The 18,506-nt window shown below is 72.2% G+C and carries 12 protein-coding genes, 1 tRNA gene and 1 pseudogene; 9 read left to right on the top strand and 5 right to left on the bottom strand.

All coding sequences use genetic code 11. From position 1 onward, the window contains the following. Positions 1 to 109 precede the first annotated feature (109 nt). From ACZ61E_RS14130 to ACZ61E_RS14140, 3 genes are all read left to right on the top strand, one after another. The gene (locus ACZ61E_RS14130) at positions 110 to 1,315 is read left to right on the top strand and encodes a DNA polymerase III subunit delta' (protein WP_469699912.1); all 1,206 of its coding nucleotides are present in this window, start codon (positions 110 to 112) and stop codon (positions 1,313 to 1,315) included. A 62-nt stretch (positions 1,316 to 1,377) separates the two neighbouring features. Next, positions 1,378 to 2,904, top strand: a complete 1,527-nt coding sequence (locus ACZ61E_RS14135; RefSeq protein ID WP_469699913.1) for an alpha/beta hydrolase — start codon at positions 1,378 to 1,380, stop codon at positions 2,902 to 2,904. 113 nt (positions 2,905 to 3,017) lie between these two features. After that, positions 3,018 to 3,091, top strand: a tRNA-Thr gene (locus tag ACZ61E_RS14140). A gap of 4 nt (positions 3,092 to 3,095) precedes the next feature. Here ACZ61E_RS14140 and ACZ61E_RS14145 read toward each other — a convergent pair. Beyond that, positions 3,096 to 5,141, bottom strand: coding sequence for a heavy metal translocating P-type ATPase (locus tag ACZ61E_RS14145; RefSeq protein ID WP_469699914.1), 2,046 nt, complete (start codon positions 5,139 to 5,141; stop codon positions 3,096 to 3,098). 94 nt (positions 5,142 to 5,235) lie between these two features. Here ACZ61E_RS14145 and ACZ61E_RS14150 point away from each other — a divergent pair, with 94 nt between their 5' ends. The 5 genes from ACZ61E_RS14150 (at position 5,236) to ACZ61E_RS14170 (ending at position 9,118) form a co-directional block, all read left to right on the top strand. Further along, on the top strand, positions 5,236 to 5,631 hold the full coding sequence (locus ACZ61E_RS14150; RefSeq protein WP_469699915.1) for an ArsR/SmtB family transcription factor: 396 nt from the start codon (positions 5,236 to 5,238) through the stop codon (positions 5,629 to 5,631). Between the two features lie 47 nt (positions 5,632 to 5,678). Beyond that, complete coding sequence (locus ACZ61E_RS14155) at positions 5,679 to 6,707, top strand: LysR family transcriptional regulator (RefSeq protein WP_469699916.1); 1,029 nt, start codon at positions 5,679 to 5,681, stop codon at positions 6,705 to 6,707. Beyond that, positions 6,704 to 7,246: a DapH/DapD/GlmU-related protein gene (locus ACZ61E_RS14160; RefSeq protein WP_469699917.1), complete on the top strand. Its 543-nt coding sequence runs from the start codon at positions 6,704 to 6,706 to the stop codon at positions 7,244 to 7,246. Before ACZ61E_RS14155 ends, ACZ61E_RS14160 begins: the two co-directional genes overlap by 4 nt. Before the next feature lie 91 nt (positions 7,247 to 7,337). Next, entirely contained in the window at positions 7,338 to 8,330 is a 993-nt protein-coding gene (locus ACZ61E_RS14165) for an ATP-binding cassette domain-containing protein (protein WP_469699918.1), read from the top strand. After that, entirely contained in the window at positions 8,327 to 9,118 is a 792-nt protein-coding gene (locus ACZ61E_RS14170; RefSeq protein ID WP_469699919.1) for an ABC transporter permease, read from the top strand. Before ACZ61E_RS14165 ends, ACZ61E_RS14170 begins: the two co-directional genes overlap by 4 nt. Here the strand turns inward: ACZ61E_RS14170 and ACZ61E_RS14175 are convergent. From ACZ61E_RS14175 to ACZ61E_RS14190, 4 genes are all read right to left on the bottom strand, one after another. Beyond that, positions 9,099 to 12,320, bottom strand: coding sequence for an ATP-binding protein (locus tag ACZ61E_RS14175; protein WP_469699920.1), 3,222 nt, complete (start codon positions 12,318 to 12,320; stop codon positions 9,099 to 9,101). The genes ACZ61E_RS14170 and ACZ61E_RS14175 overlap by 20 nt on opposite strands. Positions 12,321 to 12,553: 233 nt before the next feature. Then, complete coding sequence (locus ACZ61E_RS14180) at positions 12,554 to 12,961, bottom strand: hypothetical protein (protein ID WP_469699921.1); 408 nt, start codon at positions 12,959 to 12,961, stop codon at positions 12,554 to 12,556. Between the two features lie 281 nt (positions 12,962 to 13,242). Continuing rightward, positions 13,243 to 14,997, bottom strand: a complete 1,755-nt coding sequence (locus ACZ61E_RS14185; protein WP_469699922.1) for a lysyl oxidase family protein — start codon at positions 14,995 to 14,997, stop codon at positions 13,243 to 13,245. 252 nt (positions 14,998 to 15,249) lie between these two features. Continuing rightward, positions 15,250 to 17,961 carry a polysaccharide lyase family 8 super-sandwich domain-containing protein gene (locus ACZ61E_RS14190; protein WP_469699923.1) on the bottom strand — a complete coding sequence of 904 codons (2,712 nt, stop codon included), beginning with the start codon at positions 17,959 to 17,961 and terminating at the stop codon, positions 15,250 to 15,252. Between the two features lie 98 nt (positions 17,962 to 18,059). Between ACZ61E_RS14190 and ACZ61E_RS14195 the strand changes: the two are divergent. After that, positions 18,060 to 18,398: pseudogene (locus tag ACZ61E_RS14195) on the top strand (PadR family transcriptional regulator); the annotation flags it as partial. Positions 18,399 to 18,506: the final 108 nt, after the last annotated feature.

The following is an 18,506-nucleotide window of genomic DNA, read 5'->3' on the forward strand; positions in this document are numbered from 1 at the left end:
CTCCGTCCGGCTGGGGCGGGATTGTCAGACCCTGCCCCCACAATGGATCCCGGAAGTCGGCAGCCGGTCCGGATGCCGAAGCACGCGAACTCGGAGGCGGTGACGGCGCATGACCGTATGGGACGACCTCGTCGGGCAGGACCGCATCGCCGACACGCTCACCGCGGCCGCCCGTGACGCGGACGCCCACGTCACCGCCGAGTCCTCGGGCGCCGCGCCGCCCGAGGCGACGAAGATGACGCACGCGTGGCTCTTCACCGGCCCGCCGGGCTCCGGCCGTTCCACCGCTGCCAGGGCCTTCGCCGCCGCCCTCCAGTGCACCAGCCCCGACCGCGCGCTCGGCGGCACACCGGGCTGCGGTTTCTGCGACGGCTGCCACACGAGCCTGATCGGTACGCACGCGGACGTCGAGGTGGTCCGCACCGACCTGCTCTCCATCGGCGTCAAGGACACCAGGGAGCTGGTCCGCCGCGCCCAGCTCTCCCCGGCGGTCGGACGGTGGCAGGTCATCGTCCTCGAAGACGCCGACCGCCTCACCGAGGGCGCGGGCAACGTCCTGCTGAAGGCCGTCGAGGAGCCCGCGCCCCGCACGGTCTGGCTGCTCTGCGCGCCCTCCCTGGAGGACGTCCTGCCCACGATCCGCTCCCGCTGCCGCCATCTCACGCTCCGTACGCCACCGGTGGACGCCGTCGCGGACGTCCTGATCAGGCGCGACGGCATCGAGCCGGAGGCCGCCGCCGCGGCGGCGCGTGCCACCCAGGGGCACATCGGCCGCGCCCGCCGTCTCGCCACGGACGAGCGGGCCCGGGCCCGCCGGGCCACCGTCCTCAAGGTCCCGCTGCGTGTCGAGGACATCGGCGGCTGTCTGCGGGCTGCGCAGGAGCTGATCGACGCGGCGGGGGAGGACTCCAAGGAGGTCGCCGAGGGGGTCGACGCCAAGGAGACCGAGGAGATGAAGGCCGCCCTCGGTGCCGCGCCCGGCGGCCGGATGCCGCGCGGTACGGCGGGCGTGATGAAGGAGCTGGCGGACCGGCAGAAGCGCCGCTCCACCCGTACGCAGCGGGACAGCCTCGATCTGGCGCTCACCGATCTGACGGGCTTCTACCGGGACGTGCTGGCGATCCAGTTCGGCTCGCGCACGGGGATCGCCAATGAGGACGTACGGGACGCCCTCGACCGGATCGCCAGAGGGTCGGCGCCGGAGGCCACCCTGCGCCGGATAGAGGCGATCGTGGCCTGCCGCCAGGCGCTCGACCGCAACGTGGCGCCGTTGCTGGCGGTCGAGGCGATGACGGTGTCGCTGCGGGCCGGGTGAGCGCCCTCACCCGTACGGGCTCGGAAAGGAGACACCCGCCGTGTGACGGTTAGGCTCCTCGAATGGACCTCAGGCGCCTCCTCCGTCTCTCCGCCGCCGGGCTGGCCGCGGCCGGGCTGCTCGTCTCGGGCTGCACGTCCGGCGATTCGTCGTCGGGCGGGGCGTCGCCGGAGTCCGGGGCGCCGGCCGCGCTGAAGAAGTACTACGCGCAGAAGCTCGACTGGCGCGGATGCGGCGTGCCCGACTTCCAGTGCGCCACGATGCGGGCGCCGCTCGACTACGACAAGCCGGACGGCACCGAGATCAAACTCGCCGTCGCCCGCAAGAAGGCCACCGGTCCCGGCGAGCGCCTGGGCTCCCTCCAGGTCAATCCGGGCGGGCCCGGCGGCTCGGCCGTCGACTACCTCCAGGGGTACGCGGGCATCGGCTACCCGGCGCCGGTCCTCGCCCGGTACGACATGGTGGCGGTCGACCCGCGCGGAGTCTCCCGCAGCGCCCCCGTCGAATGCCTCACCGGCAAGGAGATGGACGCCTTCACCCAGGTCGACCAGACACCCGACGACGCGGCCGAGCGGAACCTCCTGGCGGCCTCCTACAAGAAGCTCGCCCAGGGCTGCGCGAAGCGCTCCGCCGAGATCCTCCCGCACGTCTCCACGATCGACGCCGCCCGCGACATGGACATCCTGCGGGCGGCCCTCGGCGACAGGAAGCTGTCGTACGTCGGGGCGTCGTACGGCACCTTCCTCGGCGCCACGTACGCCGAACTCTTCCCCAAGCGGGTCGGCCGCCTCGTCCTCGACGGGGCGATGGACCCCTCCCTGCCGGCCGACGAGATGAACCGCGACCAGACGGCGGGCTTCGAGACGGCGTTCGCGGCGTTCGCGGCGGACTGCGTCAAGCGGCCGGACTGCCCGCTCGGCACGGTCTCGGCCGCCGACGCGGCCGAGCGTATGAAGTCCTTCTTCAAGACCCTCGACACCGAGCCGGTCCCGACCGGCGAACCGCGCGAGCTCGGCGAGTCCCTGGCCACCACGGGTGTGATCAACGCCATGTACGACGAGTCCGGCTGGCCCGGTCTCCGGGATTCCCTCACCAGCGCGATGGACGGCGACGGCTCCGGGCTCCTCGCCCTGGCCGACAGCTACTACGAACGCGAGGGCGACGGCTCCTTCAGCAACCTCATGTACGCCAACGCGGCCGTGAACTGCCTGGACCTCCCGGCCGCCTTCAAGGAACCCGCCGACGTCGACAGAGCACTCCCCTCCTTCCAGGAGGCGTCCCCGGTCTTCGGCACGGGCCTGGCCTGGGCCGGCCTGAACTGCGCCTACTGGCCGGCCGAGGCGACCGGCACCCCCCACCGCATCGAGGCGAAGGGCGCGCCCCCGATCCTCGTGGTCGGCACCACCCGCGACCCGGCGACCCCGTACAAGTGGGCCCAGGCCCTCGCCGAGCAGCTCTCCTCCGGCGTCCTGCTCACCTACGACGGCGACGGCCACACGGCGTACGGGCGCGGCAGCGACTGCGTGGACACGGCGATCAACACCTACCTCCTCGAAGGCACCCCACCCAAGAACGGCAAGAAGTGCTGACCACCCCTCCGCCCGACCCCCGGGCTGGTGCGGGGCACCCATAAGAACCCTGTAGACTCGGCCCCGCTGCTGATGCGAACCTGACCGTGCGCGGACAGACAACTCCGCAGCTTGCCGCCTTAGCTCAGTTGGCCAGAGCAACGCACTCGTAATGCGTAGGTCTCGGGTTCGAATCCCGAAGGCGGCTCCGCTCAAGCCCCGGAACTCACTCGCCGTGATCCGGGGCTTTTGCTCTGTCCGGGGTCGGCTGCCGGGGCCGGGGCCGGGGGAGCGGGGAGTGTGGTCGCGCGGGTCCAGGCGGTCTCTCGGAGGAGGCGGAGGCCGTTGAGGGCGACCAGGAGCGTGGAGCCCTCGTGGCCCAGGACGCCGAGCGGCAGGGGGAGGTGGCCCGCCAGGTCCCAGATCGTGAGGCCGGCGATGAACACCCCTGCGATGACGAGGTTCTGGATCACCAGGCGGCGGGCGGCGCGGGAGAGGTTCAGGACCGCGGGGACGGTGGCGAGTTCGTCGCGGACGACGACCGCGTCGGCGGTCTCCAGGGCGAGGTCGGAGCCCGCGCGGCCCATGGCGATGCCGGTGTGCGCGGCGGCCAGGGCGGGGGCGTCGTTCACGCCGTCGCCGACCACCAGGACCCTGCGCCCGGCCGCCTCCCAGTCGCGTACGGCGGTGACCTTGTCCTGCGGCAGCAGGCCGGCCCGTACGTCGGTGATGCCGAGCTCCGCGGCCAGGTGGGCGGCGGCTCGCGGGTTGTCGCCCGTCAGGAGCGTCGGTGCGGCGCCGGTGAGGGTGGTCAGGGAGGCGACCGTGGCGAGGGCGTCGGGGCGGGGGCGGTCGGCGATGCCCAGGACCCCGACGGGCGAACCGTCGCGCAGGACGAGGACCACCGTACGGCCGCCGTCCTCCAACTCACGGACCGCCGGGGCCGTACCGTCCGCGCCGCCGGGCAGGCGGGCGGGGGCGCCGACCGCGACGGTCGCGCCTCCGACGGTCGCGGTGACCCCGACGCCGGGGGCGGAGGTGAAGTCCCGTGTCTCCGGCACGTCGAGGCCGCGCGTGCGCGCGGCGGTCACGACGGCGCGGGCCAGCGGGTGTTCGCTGGGGTGTTCCGCCCCGGCGGCCAGCGCCAGCAGGGTGTCCTCGTCCAGTCCGGAGCCGGTCAGGGGGCGGATGTCGGTGACCCGTGGGGTGCCTTCGGTGAGGGTGCCCGTCTTGTCGAGGGCGACCGCGTCGATCCGGCCCAGTCGTTCCATCACCACCGCGGACTTGACCAGGACGCCGTGGCGGCCCGCGTTGGCGATCGCGGAGAGCAGGGGCGGCATGGTGGCCAGCACCACCGCGCACGGCGAGGCGACGATCATGAACGTCATCGCCCGCAGGAGCGAGTCCGTCAACTCCCCGCCGAGCGTGAGTGGAACGAGGAAGATCGCCAGGGTCGCGACGACCATGCCGATGGAGTAGCGCTGTTCGACCTTCTCGATGAACAGCTGGGTCGGCGCCTTGGTCGCGGACGCCTCCTCGACCATCGTGACGATCCGGGCGATCACCGAGTCGGCGGCGTCGCGCTCCACCTTCACCCGCAGGGCGCCGGTGCCGTTCAGGGTGCCGGCGAAGACCTCGTCACCGGGCTCCTTGGCCACCGGCAGGGGCTCGCCGGTGATCGTCGCCTGGTCGACCTCGCTCGCCCCCTCCCGTACCCGCCCGTCCGCGCCGACGCGCTCGCCGGGCCGGACGAGGATCGTGTCGCCCACGACGAGTTCGCCGGTGGCGACGGTCTCCTCGGCGCCGTCGTCGCGGAGACGGTTCGCGGTCGTGGGAGCGAGATCGAGCAGGCCGCGTACCGCGTCCTGGGTACGGGCGGTGGCCAGCGCCTCCAGCGCGCCCGAGGTGGCGAAGATGACGATCAGCAGCGCGCCGTCCATCACCTGCCCGATCGAGGCCGCGCCGATCGCGGCGACGATCATCAGCAGATCCACGTCGAGGGTCTTCTCCCGCAGTGCCGTGAGCCCGGCCCAGGCCGGTTCCCAGCCGCCGGTGACATAGGCGACCGCGTACAGCGGGCCCCACAACCACGCGGGAGCGCCCGTGAGTTGGAGTGGCAGGGCGATCAGGAAGAGCGCCAGGGCGGCTCCGGCCCAGCGGGCCTCGGACAGCGCGAGCACGGGTGTGCGGCGCCGGGGAGCGAGAGCCCCGCGGCCCCCGATGGGCGGAGCCGGGCGCCTGAGTACGGCTGGAGGCATGACGGAGGAACCCTTCGCGGGCGGAGAGGACGACGCGTCCACCGTACAGGAATATATGAACAGGTCTTCAGGTGTCATCGTTAGGATGGCCGGCATGGGTCATGGAACAGACGCCCGGAACTCCGCCACCACCCGCGAACGCCTCGACGCGGTCGGCACCGCGGACGTCGCCGCGACCCTCCAGGCGCTCGCCACCCCTTCGCGGCTACGGATCCTGGCCCGGCTCCAGGAGGGCCCGTGCGCGGTGGGCGACCTCGCCGAAGCCGTCGGCATGGAGGCATCCGCCTGCTCCCACCAGCTGCGCCTGCTGCGGAACCTGGGCCTGGTCACCGGAGAGCGTGAAGGCCGCTCGATCGTCTACGCCCTGTACGACCACCATGTCGCCGAACTCCTCGACCAGGCCCTCTTCCACATCGAACACCTCCGTCTCGGACTGCACGACACCCCCGCCGAGGACGCGGCGGCCGGCGGGTCCGACGCGGACAACTGATCCCCGGCGCGCCACAACGGCCGGTTGTGCGTGCCTAGGGTGAAGCCGTGGACACCGAGGCACTGCGATCGTTCGTCCGGGCCGCCGGGCTCGGGCAGTTGAGGCGTGCGGCCGATGAGCTGGGCGTGACGCAACAGGCGGTCTCCAAGCGGATCGCCGCCCTGGAGCGGGAGTTGGACGTCCGTCTCTTCACCCGCACCGCCCGGGGGGTCGAGCTGACGCTCGACGGTCAGGCGTTCCTCCCCCACGCGCGGAGCATCGTGGCGGGTGTCGAGCGCGCCGTCGCCTCGGTCGGGCCGGGCTCGCGAGCCCTGCGGATCGACGTACTCGGTCTGCGCAGCGCGCAGGCCGTCGTGCTGCACGACTACTGGCGGTCGCGTCCCGAGACCGGTCTCGACGTGGTGACCCTCCGGGTCGAGGACCCGCGCGTGGCCGCCGCCGCCGTCGAATCGGGCGATGTCGACGCCTCGTTCCGTACGGTCACCGCCCCGGACGGTCCCCCGCCCGGCGTGCGGATGATCCGCGCGTTCGACTCCCCGCTGGAACTTCTCGTCGGTCCCGGGCACCCGCTGGCCTCCGCACGGAGCCTGACGCCACGCCAGTTGCGCAAGCACCGGATATGGGTGCCGGGCATCGCGCCCCGCAGTGAATGGGCGGAGTTCTACGACGAGCTCGTCACCGAATTCGACCTGCGTGTCGACGCGGCGGGCCCGCACTTCGGGGACGAGGTACTCCTGGACACCCTCGCGGGCTCCCCGGACGTGGCCACTCTCGTCGGGGCGCGCGACCGGTACGTCTGGCCGGACGGGCACGACCTGCGCCGGATCCCCGTCGTGGATCCGGTCCTCGCCTATCCGCTCTCGCTCATGCTCCCCAGCACGAATCCGCATCCGGGGCTGCGCCGGATCGTCGCCCATCTGCGGAGTCTGCCGAGGCTCTCCGAGCCGGTCTGGCTGCCGTCCTGGGCCTCGGCGCCCCCCTGCGGCGATACCGATGGCGGCGCCGATGGCGACGGCGACCGCGACAGCGCCGGCCGCGACCGCGACTCCGAGTCCGGAAAGGGATCCCCCCGATGACCAACGACCGTCTCATGCGCATCCACAGCCCCGAGTTCCGGGCCATGGCCGACAGGGTCCTGCGGGCCACCGAGCTGACCTCCCGCCTGAACGTCCTGCCCTTCGACGAGGACGCGGGCAAGGCGGAACTGTTCGAGCAGATCCTCGGCAGGCCGCTGCCGCCGAGAGTCACGATCCATCCGCCCTTCTACACGGACCACGGCCACCATCTGGAGCTGGCCGGGCGCGTGTTCATCAACCAGAACTGCACGTTCCTCGACTACGCCGGCATCAGGCTCGGCGAGGGCGTGATGGTGGGTCCGAAGGCCACGTTCATCACCATCGGTCACCCGGTCGATCCCGAGGAGCGAAGGGGGTGGCTGAGTGGCGCGCCCATCGAGGTCGGGGAGAACGTGTGGATCGGCGCCGGTGCCACGATCCTTCCCGGTGTCACCATCGGCCGTGACGCCGTGGTCGCCGCGGGGGCGGTCGTGGCGGATGACGTACCGCCTGCCAGCCTGGTGACCGGGGGCAAGGCGACCGTGCGTCGACGGTGGTGACGACGGGCCCTCCGGGGACCTCGGCCCCGTTCCAGGCTGGTGAAACCGCTCTGAAACAGCGCTGAATGCGCCCTGCCGCAGTCTCTGCGGCATGACGACAACCACTGACGAAACCACTGACGAATCACTCGCCATAGCGGCCAAGGGGCTGCGCAAGTCGTACGGGGGCAAGGTCGTCCTGGACGGTGTCGATCTGGTCGTGCCGACCGGTTCGGTGTTCGCGTTGCTGGGGCCGAACGGTGCCGGGAAGACGACGGCCGTGAAGATCCTGTCGACGCTGATCGCCGCGGACGGCGGGCGGGCCCGGGTCGGCGGCCACGATCTGGCCGCGGACGCGCAGTCGGTACGGGCGGCGATCGGTGTCACGGGACAGTTCTCGGCGGTCGACGGTCTGATCACCGGTGAGGAGAACATGCTCCTGATGGCCGACCTGCACCATCTGTCCCGGGAGGAGGGACGGCGGGTGTGTGCCGGACTGCTGGAGCGGTTCGGTCTCACCGAGGCCGCGAGGAAGCCCGCGTCGACGTACTCCGGCGGTATGAAGCGACGGCTCGACATCGCGATGACACTGGTCGGCGGTCCGCGGATCATCTTCCTCGACGAGCCGACCACCGGCCTCGACCCGCGCAGCCGTCACACCATGTGGGGCATCATCCGCGCTCTGGTCGCCGGCGGCGTCACCGTCTTCCTCACCACCCAGTACCTGGAGGAGGCCGACGAACTCGCCGACCGGATCGCGGTGCTCGACGACGGCCGGATCGCCGCCGAGGGCACCGCCGAGGAACTGAAACGGCTCATCCCCGGCGGACACGTACGCCTCCGCTTCACCGACCCCGCCACCTACCAGAGCGCCGCGGTGTCCCTGCGCGACGCCACCAGGCACGACGAGGCGCTGTCACTCCAGATCCCCTCCGACGGCAGCCAGCGCGAACTGCGCTCCATCCTCGACCGGCTCGACACGGCGGGCATCGAAGCAGACGAACTCACCGTCCACACCCCCGACCTCGACGACGTCTTCTTCGCCCTCACCAGCACCACCGACCCCGTCGCCGTCCCCGGCCAGTCCAAGGAGAACGCCCGATGAGCACCCTCGCCCTCGCCGTCCGCGACTCGCACACCATGCTGCGCCGCAACCTCCTGCACGCGCGCCGCTACCCCTCCCTGACCCTCAACCTGCTGCTCACACCGATCATGCTCCTGCTCCTCTTCGTCTACATCTTCGGCGACGTGATGAGCGCGGGCATCGGCGGCGGCGGCGCCGACCGCGCCGACTACATCGCCTACCTCGTCCCCGGCATCCTCATGATGACCATCGGAAGCACGGTCATCGGGGCAGCGGTCTCCGTCTCCACCGATATGACCGAGGGGATCATCGCCCGCTTCCGCACGATGGCCATCCACCGCGGGTCCGTGATCATCGGGCACGTCGTCGGCAGCGTCCTCCAGGTGCTCGCCAGCCTGGTCCTCGTCGGCGCCGTCGCGGTGGCCATCGGCTTCCGCTCCACCGACGCCACGGTCCTGGAGTGGCTCGCGGCCTTCGGCCTGCTCGCGCTCTTCGCCACCGCCCTCACCTGGATCGCCGTCGGAATGGGCCTGGCCAGCCCCAACGCCGAGGCCGCCGGCAACATGGCCATGCCGCTGATCCTGCTCCCGCTCATCTCCAGCGCGTTCATCCCGGCCGACACGATGCCGGGCTGGTTCCGGCCCATCGCCGAGTACCAGCCCTTCACACCCGCCATCGAGACCCTGCGCGGACTGCTCCTCGGCACCGAGATCGGCCACAACGGCTGGCTCGCCCTCGCCTGGTGTCTGGCTCTCTCCGCCCTCGGCTACCACTGGTCCAAGGCGCAGTTCAACAGCGACCCGAAGTAACGGACATGACGGCACGGGCCGCCTCCCGCAACTCGTCCCGCCCCAGGGCGGCGTACTCCGAGACAGCGTCGGCGTACGCCGCCCCGTCGGCGTCCACGGCCGCTTTACGGGCGCGGTCCGCCGACATCGTCGGCTGGAACTCGCGCGGCGCCCGCAGCCGTTCGGCCAGCGCGATCATCCGTACGGCCCCGGCCCCGGCCCCGGAACCCGCATCCTCACCGACACCGACACCGACACCGACACCGACCCCCGCCACACCACCGTCCCCCTCCCCGGCGCCCCCCGACGCGAGCCCCACCATCCCCAGCGCGTGCAGCAGCGATCCGAACACCGGCAGCTCCATGGGCGACCCCGGCGGACCGTCGAGCAGGGTCCGCAGCCCGCGCCGCAGTCGGTCGACCGGCAGCGCGACCAACTCGACACGGCCCGCGTGCGCGTGCGCCGTCACCGCCGCCGACTGCATGTGCAGCGCCCACGGGTCGAGCCAGAGGTCGTCGTCCGCCCGGCCGCCCACCGGTATCCGCTCCAAGGCGCTGCGCCACAGGCCGAGTCCGACCTCCGTCAGCCCCCGGGCGAGCGCGATCTCCGCGCGCCCGCCGAGACCGGGCCGGTAGAGCGTGTCCTGCTCCGCGATGTTGTCGCTCTCCGCCTGCCGCAGCCAGTACTCGGCCTCGTCGGGGTCGTCGCGCTGAAGACAGGCGAGGACGAGGCTCGTACGGATGAAGGTGTAGTCGTGCCCGTCACCGAGCCGCGGCGCCACGTCGAGCGCCGCCTTGAGGTGGTCGTACGCCTCATCGCCCCGCCCCGTCCGCAGACACAGCTCACTGAGCCGGGAGTGCCCCATGAGCTGCGTGGACGGATTGTCGACCGGGCTCAGCTCTGCGAGGATCCGGCGGGCCGAGACCAGCGCGCGGTCGATGTCGTGCTCGTACTCCCAGACGTAGCTGGCGATGCACTCGGCGGCACCGGCGACCAGCGGATGCTCGCTCTCGCAGAGCTCCAGCAGCACGCGGTAGTCGGGAGGCAGCATCTCGGGGATCGCGCTCAGGACCGCCGCGACGGCGCGCATCAGTGTGTCCGGCGGGGCCGCGGGCAGCCGCCGGAGGGTGACGAGCTGGCGTACGGCGACGGGGCCGTGGCCCATGAAGAGGCTCGCCGTGCACAACGCCGCCGCGCTGCGGGCGACTTCGACGTACTCGGGCTCCGGGTGGTAGTGCGACAGCGCCGGGCCGGTCTCCGCGGCGAGCGCGGCGAGGCGGGGATAGCCGGAGTCGGTGGACCACAGTGCGGCGAGTACGGCGGTGAGGGCGGCGAGGGTGGGGCCGTCCGTACGGGCCCGGGCATGGCGCAGGGCGAGTACGAGGTTGTCCTGCTCGGCCCTGATCAGCTCCCAGGCGGTGAGCGGTTCCGAACCGAAGAACCAGTCGTGGTACGTGACCCCGAACTCCCGTGCCCAGGCCAGGAAGCGGTCGACGGCCTCCTCGTCCTCGCCCGCCTCCGTGCGCCGGGCGGCGGTGAACTCCCGTACCGTCTCCAGCATCCGGAACCGCACACCGGACGGGGTCTCGGCGACGGTGAGCAGCGACTGGTCGGCGAGCTGCTCCAGGAGGAACAGCGCGTCCTCGCCCAGGACCCGTTCCGCCGCCTCGCCGGAGAAGCCGCCGGGGAAGACGGACAGCAGACGCAGCGCCGCCCGGGCGTCCTCCGCGAGGAGGTTCCAGCTCCACTCCACGACCGCGTACAGCGTGCGGTGGCGCTCCGGTACGTCACGCGCCCCGCCGCGCAGCAGCGCGAACCGGTCGCCGAGCCGGCGGGCGATCTCCTGCACCGAGAGCACCCGCACCCGCGCCGCCGCCAGCTCCACGGCGAGCGGCAGCCCGTCGAGATGGCGGCAGAGCCCGGCCACCGCGTCCGGCGGCAGCTCCACCCCGGGCCGGGCGGCCCGCGCCCGCTGCGTGAACAGCTCGACGGAGGTGGCGAGCCCCAGCTCCGGCAGCGCGTACACCGCCTCCGACGTGAGACCGAGGGGCGCCCTGCTGGTGGCGAGCACCCGCAGGTCCTTCGAGGACGAGACCAGGGCCCGTACGAGATCGGAGGCGCCGCGCACGACCTGCTCGCAGTTGTCCAGCACCAGCAGCGCCTGCCCGGTGCCGAGCACGCCGAGGATGCCGGACACCAGCGCGGCGTGGCCGGTGCCGCCCCCGGCGCCGGGCCGCCCCTCGCCCGTGCCGAGCGCGGAGGCCACCTCGGCGGCGACGTCCGCGTCGGCGGTGACACCGGCGAGCGGTACGAAATACACCACCCGCTGCTCGGCCCGTCGGCTGACGGCGTGGGCGATCCGGGTCTTGCCGAGCCCGCCGGGCCCGACGACGGTGACGGCGCGGGAGGTGCGGAGCAGCCCCTGGAGGGCGGCGATGTGCGCGTCCCGGCCGAGGAGCGGGTTCGGCTCGTGCGGTACGCCGTGCCTGACCACCGGCGCCTCGCCGAGCAGCAACTCCTGCTGTACGGCCTTGAGCCCGGCGCCCGGATCCGTGCCGAGGTCGTCGCGCAGCTCGCGGCGGTACGCCTCGTACCGCGCCAGCGCGGCGGAGGGGCCGGCCGTCGCCGCCACGCCGCGCAGCAGTTCGGCGAGCACCTCCTCGTCACGCGGGTGCTCGGAGGCGGCCACGCCGAGCGGACCCGCTGCCTCCGAGTGCCGTCCCAGGCGCGCGAGCGCGAGCGCCCGCGCACGTATGAGGGCTCCGCGCACCGGCTCGCGCTCGGCGCGCAACGCGTATACGGGGTCGTCGGTGTCCCCGGCGCCTTCGGGTGTGCCCTCCCACAGCGCGAGGCCGGCCTCGGCGGCGGCGAGGGATCCCGCGTAGTCCCCCGCCCTGGCCCGGTCCGCGCTCGCGGCGGCGTGCAGCAGCAGTGCGGAGGTGTCGACCTGGTCCTCGGCGAGGGCGAGCCGGTATCCGGTCGGCGTGCTCGCGATGAGATCGGCGCCCAGTTGCGCCCGCGCGCGGGACACCAGGACCTGTAGTGCCCGCCCCGGCCGCTCCGGCAACTCGTCGGGCTGCCAGAGCCCCTCCACCAGCCGCTCGGTGCTGCATCCCGTACGCAGATCGCCCGCGAGCAGCGCGAGGAGCCCGCGGAGCCGGGGCGCGGTGACCTCGTGCCCGCGATGGGCGACACGTGGCAGCAGGGTCAGGTCGGTAGTCACCCGTGCAGATTAGCCAAGGCGCCGACGGGCGGGACCGGCCCCGCCGCCCCGGGACCGCCGGGCCGCCCGCCCACCGAACGCGGCTGAACCCGCCCACCCACCGAACGCGGCTGAACCCGCCCGCGATTCCTCGGGAACGAGGTTCGCGGACGGGTTCCGACCAGTGGGGCGACCGATCGGCGCGGACTTCCCGGCCGACCGGGCACGGGCCCCGTTGAGCACCACGCCGCCCGTCAGGCGGCGTCGAGGGCCCCGGTGATCTTGCGTGCCATTTCGGCCATGGCGGGGCCGGGCTCGCCGCGGTGGGTCCGGGCGGATGCCTCGACGGCGACGATGACGGCGCCGCGGAAGTTGTCGGCCTCCGCCGGGTCCTGCTCCTTGAGCAGACTCATGGTCGCGGTCAGGGCCGGCAGCACGCGGTCGGCGAGTTCGGCCGTGGACTTGTGGTTCAGGTCCTTGATCTTCGTCTTCTCGGCGAGCACGTGCCCGACCGGACCGGTCGCGTTGGCCAGGGCGATGCTGCCCTCGGTGGCGGCCCGGTGCGGCGACCGGGCGGCACCGGCGGCGCTCATCAGTGTGACGGCGCCGTAAGCGGCGGTCCGCAGGGCGACCTTGTCCTGGACGGTAAGGGTGATCGTCATGATGAATTACTCCTCAGCTCCGCGGCGGCCCCCGGTGGGCTCGCGCCGTTCCTTCTGACCCAGAGCTTCGGCCCGACCGCTTTCACGGCTGTCACACCACGGTTTCAGCGAGCGGGGGGAGGCTGAGACACGGCTGACCACGGAGTGGGATCGCACAGGCGCGAGGTCCAGGGCACCGGTGGTCGGCGGGCCGGAGCGCGCCGCCCGCGCCGTGGACGGCATCGGCCCCCGGGGCGGAGGAACCCGGGGGCCGATCAGCGGTGACCGCCGTGCGGACGAGGTCAGTTGGCGTCGACCAGGTCGTGCGCCGGCACCTTCACCGTGCGCGCGCCCGGCTTGCCGCCCAGGACCACCTTGCGCAGAGCGCTGTTGTTGTCGAGGTTCGTCTCCTTGAGACGGTTCTCGGGGTTGGCGAGCACCTGGATGTAGTACGTGCCGTTCGCCAGGTTGGTGATGTCGAAGGACTGACCCGGCAGGTCCTGCGTGTAGGTGTCGCCGGAGCCGACGTCCAGCACCTCACGGACGGAGATCGAGTTCTCCTGGCCGCACGCGGTGGACAGGTCGGTGTTGCCCGGGTGCCAGTTGGCGTTCTTCACCGTGTAGTCGACGGCGTCGGTGTTCGCCAGGCAGAACGCCTCCTTGCCGCTGCGCACCGTCTCCTTCTGGTCCGCCTTCAGCAGCCGGTAGCTGGCGAAGTCGGTGAAGTGCCAGTGCTCGTGGCCCGGCCGCGGGTCCCACTCCATGGTGCCGGTGGGGGTGTAGCCGACCTGCTTGCCGTCCGCGTCGTAGAAGTACTGGTAGGCGTCCATCAGCTCCTTGCCGGGGCTGCGGAAGCCGTCCACGACGAGCTGCGCGGGACCGGCGTTCCAGACGTTGGCGCTGAAGGCGAGGTAGTCCTTGCCCTTGACGTCCTGGCCGCCGTCGCTGATCTCGATGCCGTAGGCGGGCAGCGACCGCAGGTCGGGCTTCGGCACGTCCGGCACCGACGCCTTGCCGGTCGGGCGCTTGGCGTTGGGCTGTACGGCGGGTGCCTTGCGGGAGCCGTCCGTGCGGCCGGGACCGTCACCGACGGGAGCCGTCGCGGTCCTCAGCGAGGCGTTCTTCAGCGCCCACGGCAGGGCTGGCGGCGCGGGGATCAGCGGGCCGTGGCCCACGTTGTACGAGGGACCGGCGCCGCTCGTCGGGGCGGCCGGGGCCGCGGAGCGCGCCGCGCCGTGGCCGGCGTGACCCGACATCCCGGCCATGCCCTTCATGTTCGCCATGTCGTGGCCGCTGTGGTCGCCGTGGCCGGACGCCGCGCTCTTGCCGCGGAGCCCGGCGGCGCCCTCCTCGTCCTCCCAACTGCGCTCGCGCACCGTCAGGTTGATGAGCTGCGGCTTGCTGGAGATGCCGAAGAGGTCGCGGTAGCGCTTGGTCACCGACACCTTGGCCTGGTACTTCCCGGCGGCGAGTTCGACCGGTTGGGAGGAGTAACCCGCGTACGTGTTGGAAGCCCAGCCCTTCTCGACGCCCCACACCGAACCGAGGGTGAACGCGTTCTCCGGGCAGCTCTCCGGGTACTTCGACTTGGCCGGTCCGTCGGGGTCGATGCGCCCGGCGGCGTTGTTCGGGCAGTACTTCTCGGTCCTGTTGACGACGACCTTGCGGTTCGTGTCGGTGATGGTGATCTGCGCGAAGCCCGGCAGCCCCGAGAAGTCCTTGACCAGCCCGGCCGGCAGGGCCTTGGTGCTGGTCTTGTCGCCGTCGTGGATGATCTGCTCCGCGACGACCGGGTCCTTGTACGACTTGCGGGTCACCTTGAGTTCGAAGGGCGCGCCCTCGGCCGTCAGGTAGGTACCGAGGTCGAGATAGACGCCCGGGTCCTCCTTCCACGAGTCGAGCGTCAGCGACTTGGTCGCGGCGATCAGGCTGAGCTTCGGCGTGGTCTGCGCCGCCTCGCCTTCGGGCGCCGCGGCCACGACACCCGCGGTCACGGCGAGCGCCGCGGTGGCGGCCAGCACCGAACGCCGGAGCCCGGCGTTGTGCGTTCTGGTCATCGTTCCTCGTTTTCCGGGTGTTCCGAGTTCTCCGAATGCCTGCGTGGACGGACAGCCGGCGCGAAGTACGGTCTCCGATCGCGGAACTGTCTCCCCTGCCAGGGAGAGGCGGGGGAGGTGCTGTGGGTTGTCTGTGAACGCGTGTCAGCTCAATCGTTGGCCGAAATTCGCCCACGGGAGCGGATTTCGGACGCGGGGAGAGATGTCGACGCCGGGCGTCGCCGGCCGGGCGGGACTATCCGCCGACACGGCTCAGCGCAGCCGTGCCGTCAGGCTGCGCCCGTGTGTCCGGTGGGTGTCGACGTCGATCCGGGTGCCGCCGAGGACCTTGCGGACACGGACCCCCTCGTCGGACGACACGGGGCGCAGCCATCGGCCGCGCACGGTGACCGAGACCGTGTCCCGCCCCATCGTCGGGTCGCAGACCGCGATCGAGACCGTGCCGTCGCGCGCCGTCCGCAGGATCACCGACGCGGCGCCGTCGATCCACAGACGACCGGCCCGGTGCGTGCCGGGCGTGAAGGTGTTGGCGGCGAGGAGGGACAGCCCGCGGTGTTCGACGGCCTGGACGCGGGTGGTGTTGGCGAGGACCGACAGCGGTCCGCGCCCCGCGCCGTTCCCGTGCCCGGTCCCCGCGCCGTTCCCGTGCCCGGTCCCCGCGCCGTACGCCGTCAACTGCCGCTCCGTGGCGTTCGGTACGAGCGCGTGCGCCATCGACAGCCGTCGCGCACCCACCGGTTGACCGACGGAGAGGGAGAACACCCGCTTGGTGACCGGGGTGTCGGGGTTGGACGTGCGTACGACGCGGCGGCTCCTGGTGACCGTGTCGAGCGAGACCGTCGGACGGCTGCCCCCGCCCCCGTCCAGGAACACGTACCCGACCGAGACCCCGTGCCCGGCGTCGGCGTATCGCAGCCAGGCCACCGGCGCCGGCGCCGTACCCCCTTCGCCGTCCCCGCCCGGCCACCGCGCGCCGTCGCGCAGCCGCCCCGTCACCGTGACGTCGTCCGACGCCTCGGCGATCCTGCTGTCGAGCGTGGTCGTCACCGCGCGGCCCGCCGCGTCACCGACCCCGGCCGCCAGGACGACGATCTCGTCGTCGAGCATGAACCACGACTTGGTGGCGGTGGCGTTGCGGTGGACGACGAAGTCGTCGGGCAGCTCGCCCGCCTGCTTCGCCGCGTACGCGACGTCGTCGCCCAGCACGAGGCCGGCCGCGCCGTACGCGCCGAGGCGCGCGCCCCCGGACAGGGTGTTGGTGCCGCGCGGGAAGTAGACGTAGGTGTTCTGTGACTCGGAGGACGAGGTGAAGCCGCGCTCCGGGTTGTCGTACCAGGCGGTGCCGTACAGCTCGGGGATCGTCCGGCGGGTCTCCACGGGCGCGGTGACGCCGGCGAGCCGGTACGGCGACACGGTCGTGTAGTAGTCGATGCCGAAGGACCGGGTCTGGTCCTGTCCCGCGAGGTACAGATAGTGCGCGCCGTCGCCCTGGAACCACGGCATCAGGTTCTCGCCGCTCATGTACTCGTACTTGCTGATCCGGTCCGAGCTGCGGGCCAGCGCGAACGCGTAACCGGGGCGCCGGTGCACGGTCTTGTCCATCGCGTTGAACGCGGTGTGGCTCTCGGCGTCCCCGAGGTCGGCGGCCGGGACGGACGTGTCGGCGAGGATGTCCGCGTAGCGCGCGACGCTGACCGGTGAGACGAAGACGGCCGGGTCGAGTGTGGCCTTCGACGTCCGGCGGACGAACTTCACGTACCCCCGGAGGGCGGTGGCGTCGGCGCCGGTGGAATGTCCCGAGAGGTCGACGACGGCCTCGACGACGACGGCGACGTCCGTGTAACCGGTCGCCGTCCGCGACACCCCGCGGCCCTTGACGATCTCCATCATCCAGCCCTCGAAGATGAGCGGGGCGAAGCCGTCCGCCACCCAGCCCCGCACCACGGCCACCAGTTCGGCGGTTCCGGTTCCGGCACCGCTGCCGCTGTCCGCGCCGACGTAATCGGTCCCTTCGAGGATCTTGACGGTCTGTACGGCGCGCGTGAGCAGGACCTTGCCGTAGGAGCCCGTGTAGGCGACGGAGTCGTGCTGGATGAAGGAGCCGTCCGCGTAGAAGCCGTCGGTGACACCGTGCCGGGGGCGGTACGGATCGACCGTCGCGTACACCGTGAGCTGGTCTGCGACCGCCTTGACCACGCGCGCCTCGTCGCCGGTCACCGCGCCCTGGAGGATCCGGTTGGTGGTGATGTCGGCGAGGTTGGCGCCGGTGTGGAAGCGCGAGTCGAGGTCGACGTCGCCGTCCTTGCCGTTGCGCAGATAGGCGTCCATCGAGGCGACATACGTGCTGACCAGATCCGGCTCGTACGCGGCGAGTTGGTCCTTCAGCAGGACGAATGTCCTGCTGACGCTCGCCGAGATGCCGATCTCCCAGTTGAACCAGTTGCCGTAGTAACCCTTCGACTGGTCGCCGTAGTACGTGTCGTGGAGCAGCACCAGGCCGTCGATGACGCGCCGTTGGACGCTCGCGTTCTCCCGGAGGTCCGAGGCGGCGGGGCCGGGCGTGCGGGTGGCGAGGGCGATCTCGTACAGGTACTGGTACGAGGTGTTGAGGTTCGCGTCGCTCGTGCCGAGGGGGAGGCCCTTGAAGAGTTCCCCGGTGCCGGCGCCGTCCAGTGCGGTGAGGCGGGTGCGCGCGGTCGAGGTGATGGCGGCGAGCTTGGCGGCCACTTCGGGGCGGGCGTTGGACTCGGCCGTGCCCGCGAAGATCGCGACGGTGTTGGCGAGGAGCGCGGCGTGGTTGGCGCCCGGGTCCGCGGCGGCGGCCCCGTCGCCCGTGGCTGTCGTGGCTGTCGTGGGCGTCGTTGCGGTCGGCAGCCCGGCGGCTCGCGCCCGCAGGGGCGCGGCGACGGCGAGCAGGGTGGACGCGGGCAACATCGTCAGCAGGGTGCGGCGCGAGAGCTGCAAGGGATGCTCCAAACTCGGCCAGAAAGCGCTTGCCGCATCCAAACAACCGGCGTTGGGCCTGTCAATGAATCGGCGGGCCCGCCTCCTCCGCCCGCACTGACGGGACGGCGGACGGCGGGGGTCCCGAGCGGAAGCGGTACGCGATCACCGAAGCCGGCGTCACCGATGCCGAGCGCCGGCTCGCGCGGCCGGAGAAGCCGGAGCCGTGTCTCCGGTCGACCCTCTGCACGAAGGTCGTCATCTCGCTGTTCACCGGCCGCAGCGACGCCGATCTGCTCGACACGCCGCGCGCGGAGCTTCTGCGGCCGACGCGCGTCCTGACCGAGCGCAAACGACACGGCGACCTCTCCTACCAGCTCATCTACGACCACGCGCTGTTCCATCCGGGGGCGGATCCGCGCCGGCTGGAACTGACGGCCGCGAGCCTGGACGGGCTCGCCGGCATCGTGCCCGCCGACCTGGTGACGGTGGCGAGTCCGCCGCCGCTGTGGCGGATGGTGCGGCCGGACGGGCTGTGTCCGGAGTAATTCGGTCGACACCCCGAC

It is taken from the genome of Streptomyces sp. NPDC104581 (assembly GCF_055583685.1).

Coding starts and splice junctions, on each gene's coding strand:
- ACZ61E_RS14130 (WP_469699912.1), top strand. CDS start 110: ATGACCGTATGGGACGACCTCGTCGGGCAGGACCGCATCGCCGACACG.
- ACZ61E_RS14135 (WP_469699913.1), top strand. CDS start 1,378: ATGGACCTCAGGCGCCTCCTCCGTCTCTCCGCCGCCGGGCTGGCCGCG.
- ACZ61E_RS14145 (WP_469699914.1), bottom strand. CDS start 5,141: ATGCCTCCAGCCGTACTCAGGCGCCCGGCTCCGCCCATCGGGGGCCGC.
- ACZ61E_RS14150 (WP_469699915.1), top strand. CDS start 5,236: ATGGGTCATGGAACAGACGCCCGGAACTCCGCCACCACCCGCGAACGC.
- ACZ61E_RS14160 (WP_469699917.1), top strand. CDS start 6,704: ATGACCAACGACCGTCTCATGCGCATCCACAGCCCCGAGTTCCGGGCC.
- ACZ61E_RS14165 (WP_469699918.1), top strand. CDS start 7,338: ATGACGACAACCACTGACGAAACCACTGACGAATCACTCGCCATAGCG.
- ACZ61E_RS14170 (WP_469699919.1), top strand. CDS start 8,327: ATGAGCACCCTCGCCCTCGCCGTCCGCGACTCGCACACCATGCTGCGC.
- ACZ61E_RS14180 (WP_469699921.1), bottom strand. CDS start 12,961: ATGACGATCACCCTTACCGTCCAGGACAAGGTCGCCCTGCGGACCGCC.
- ACZ61E_RS14185 (WP_469699922.1), bottom strand. CDS start 14,997: ATGACCAGAACGCACAACGCCGGGCTCCGGCGTTCGGTGCTGGCCGCC.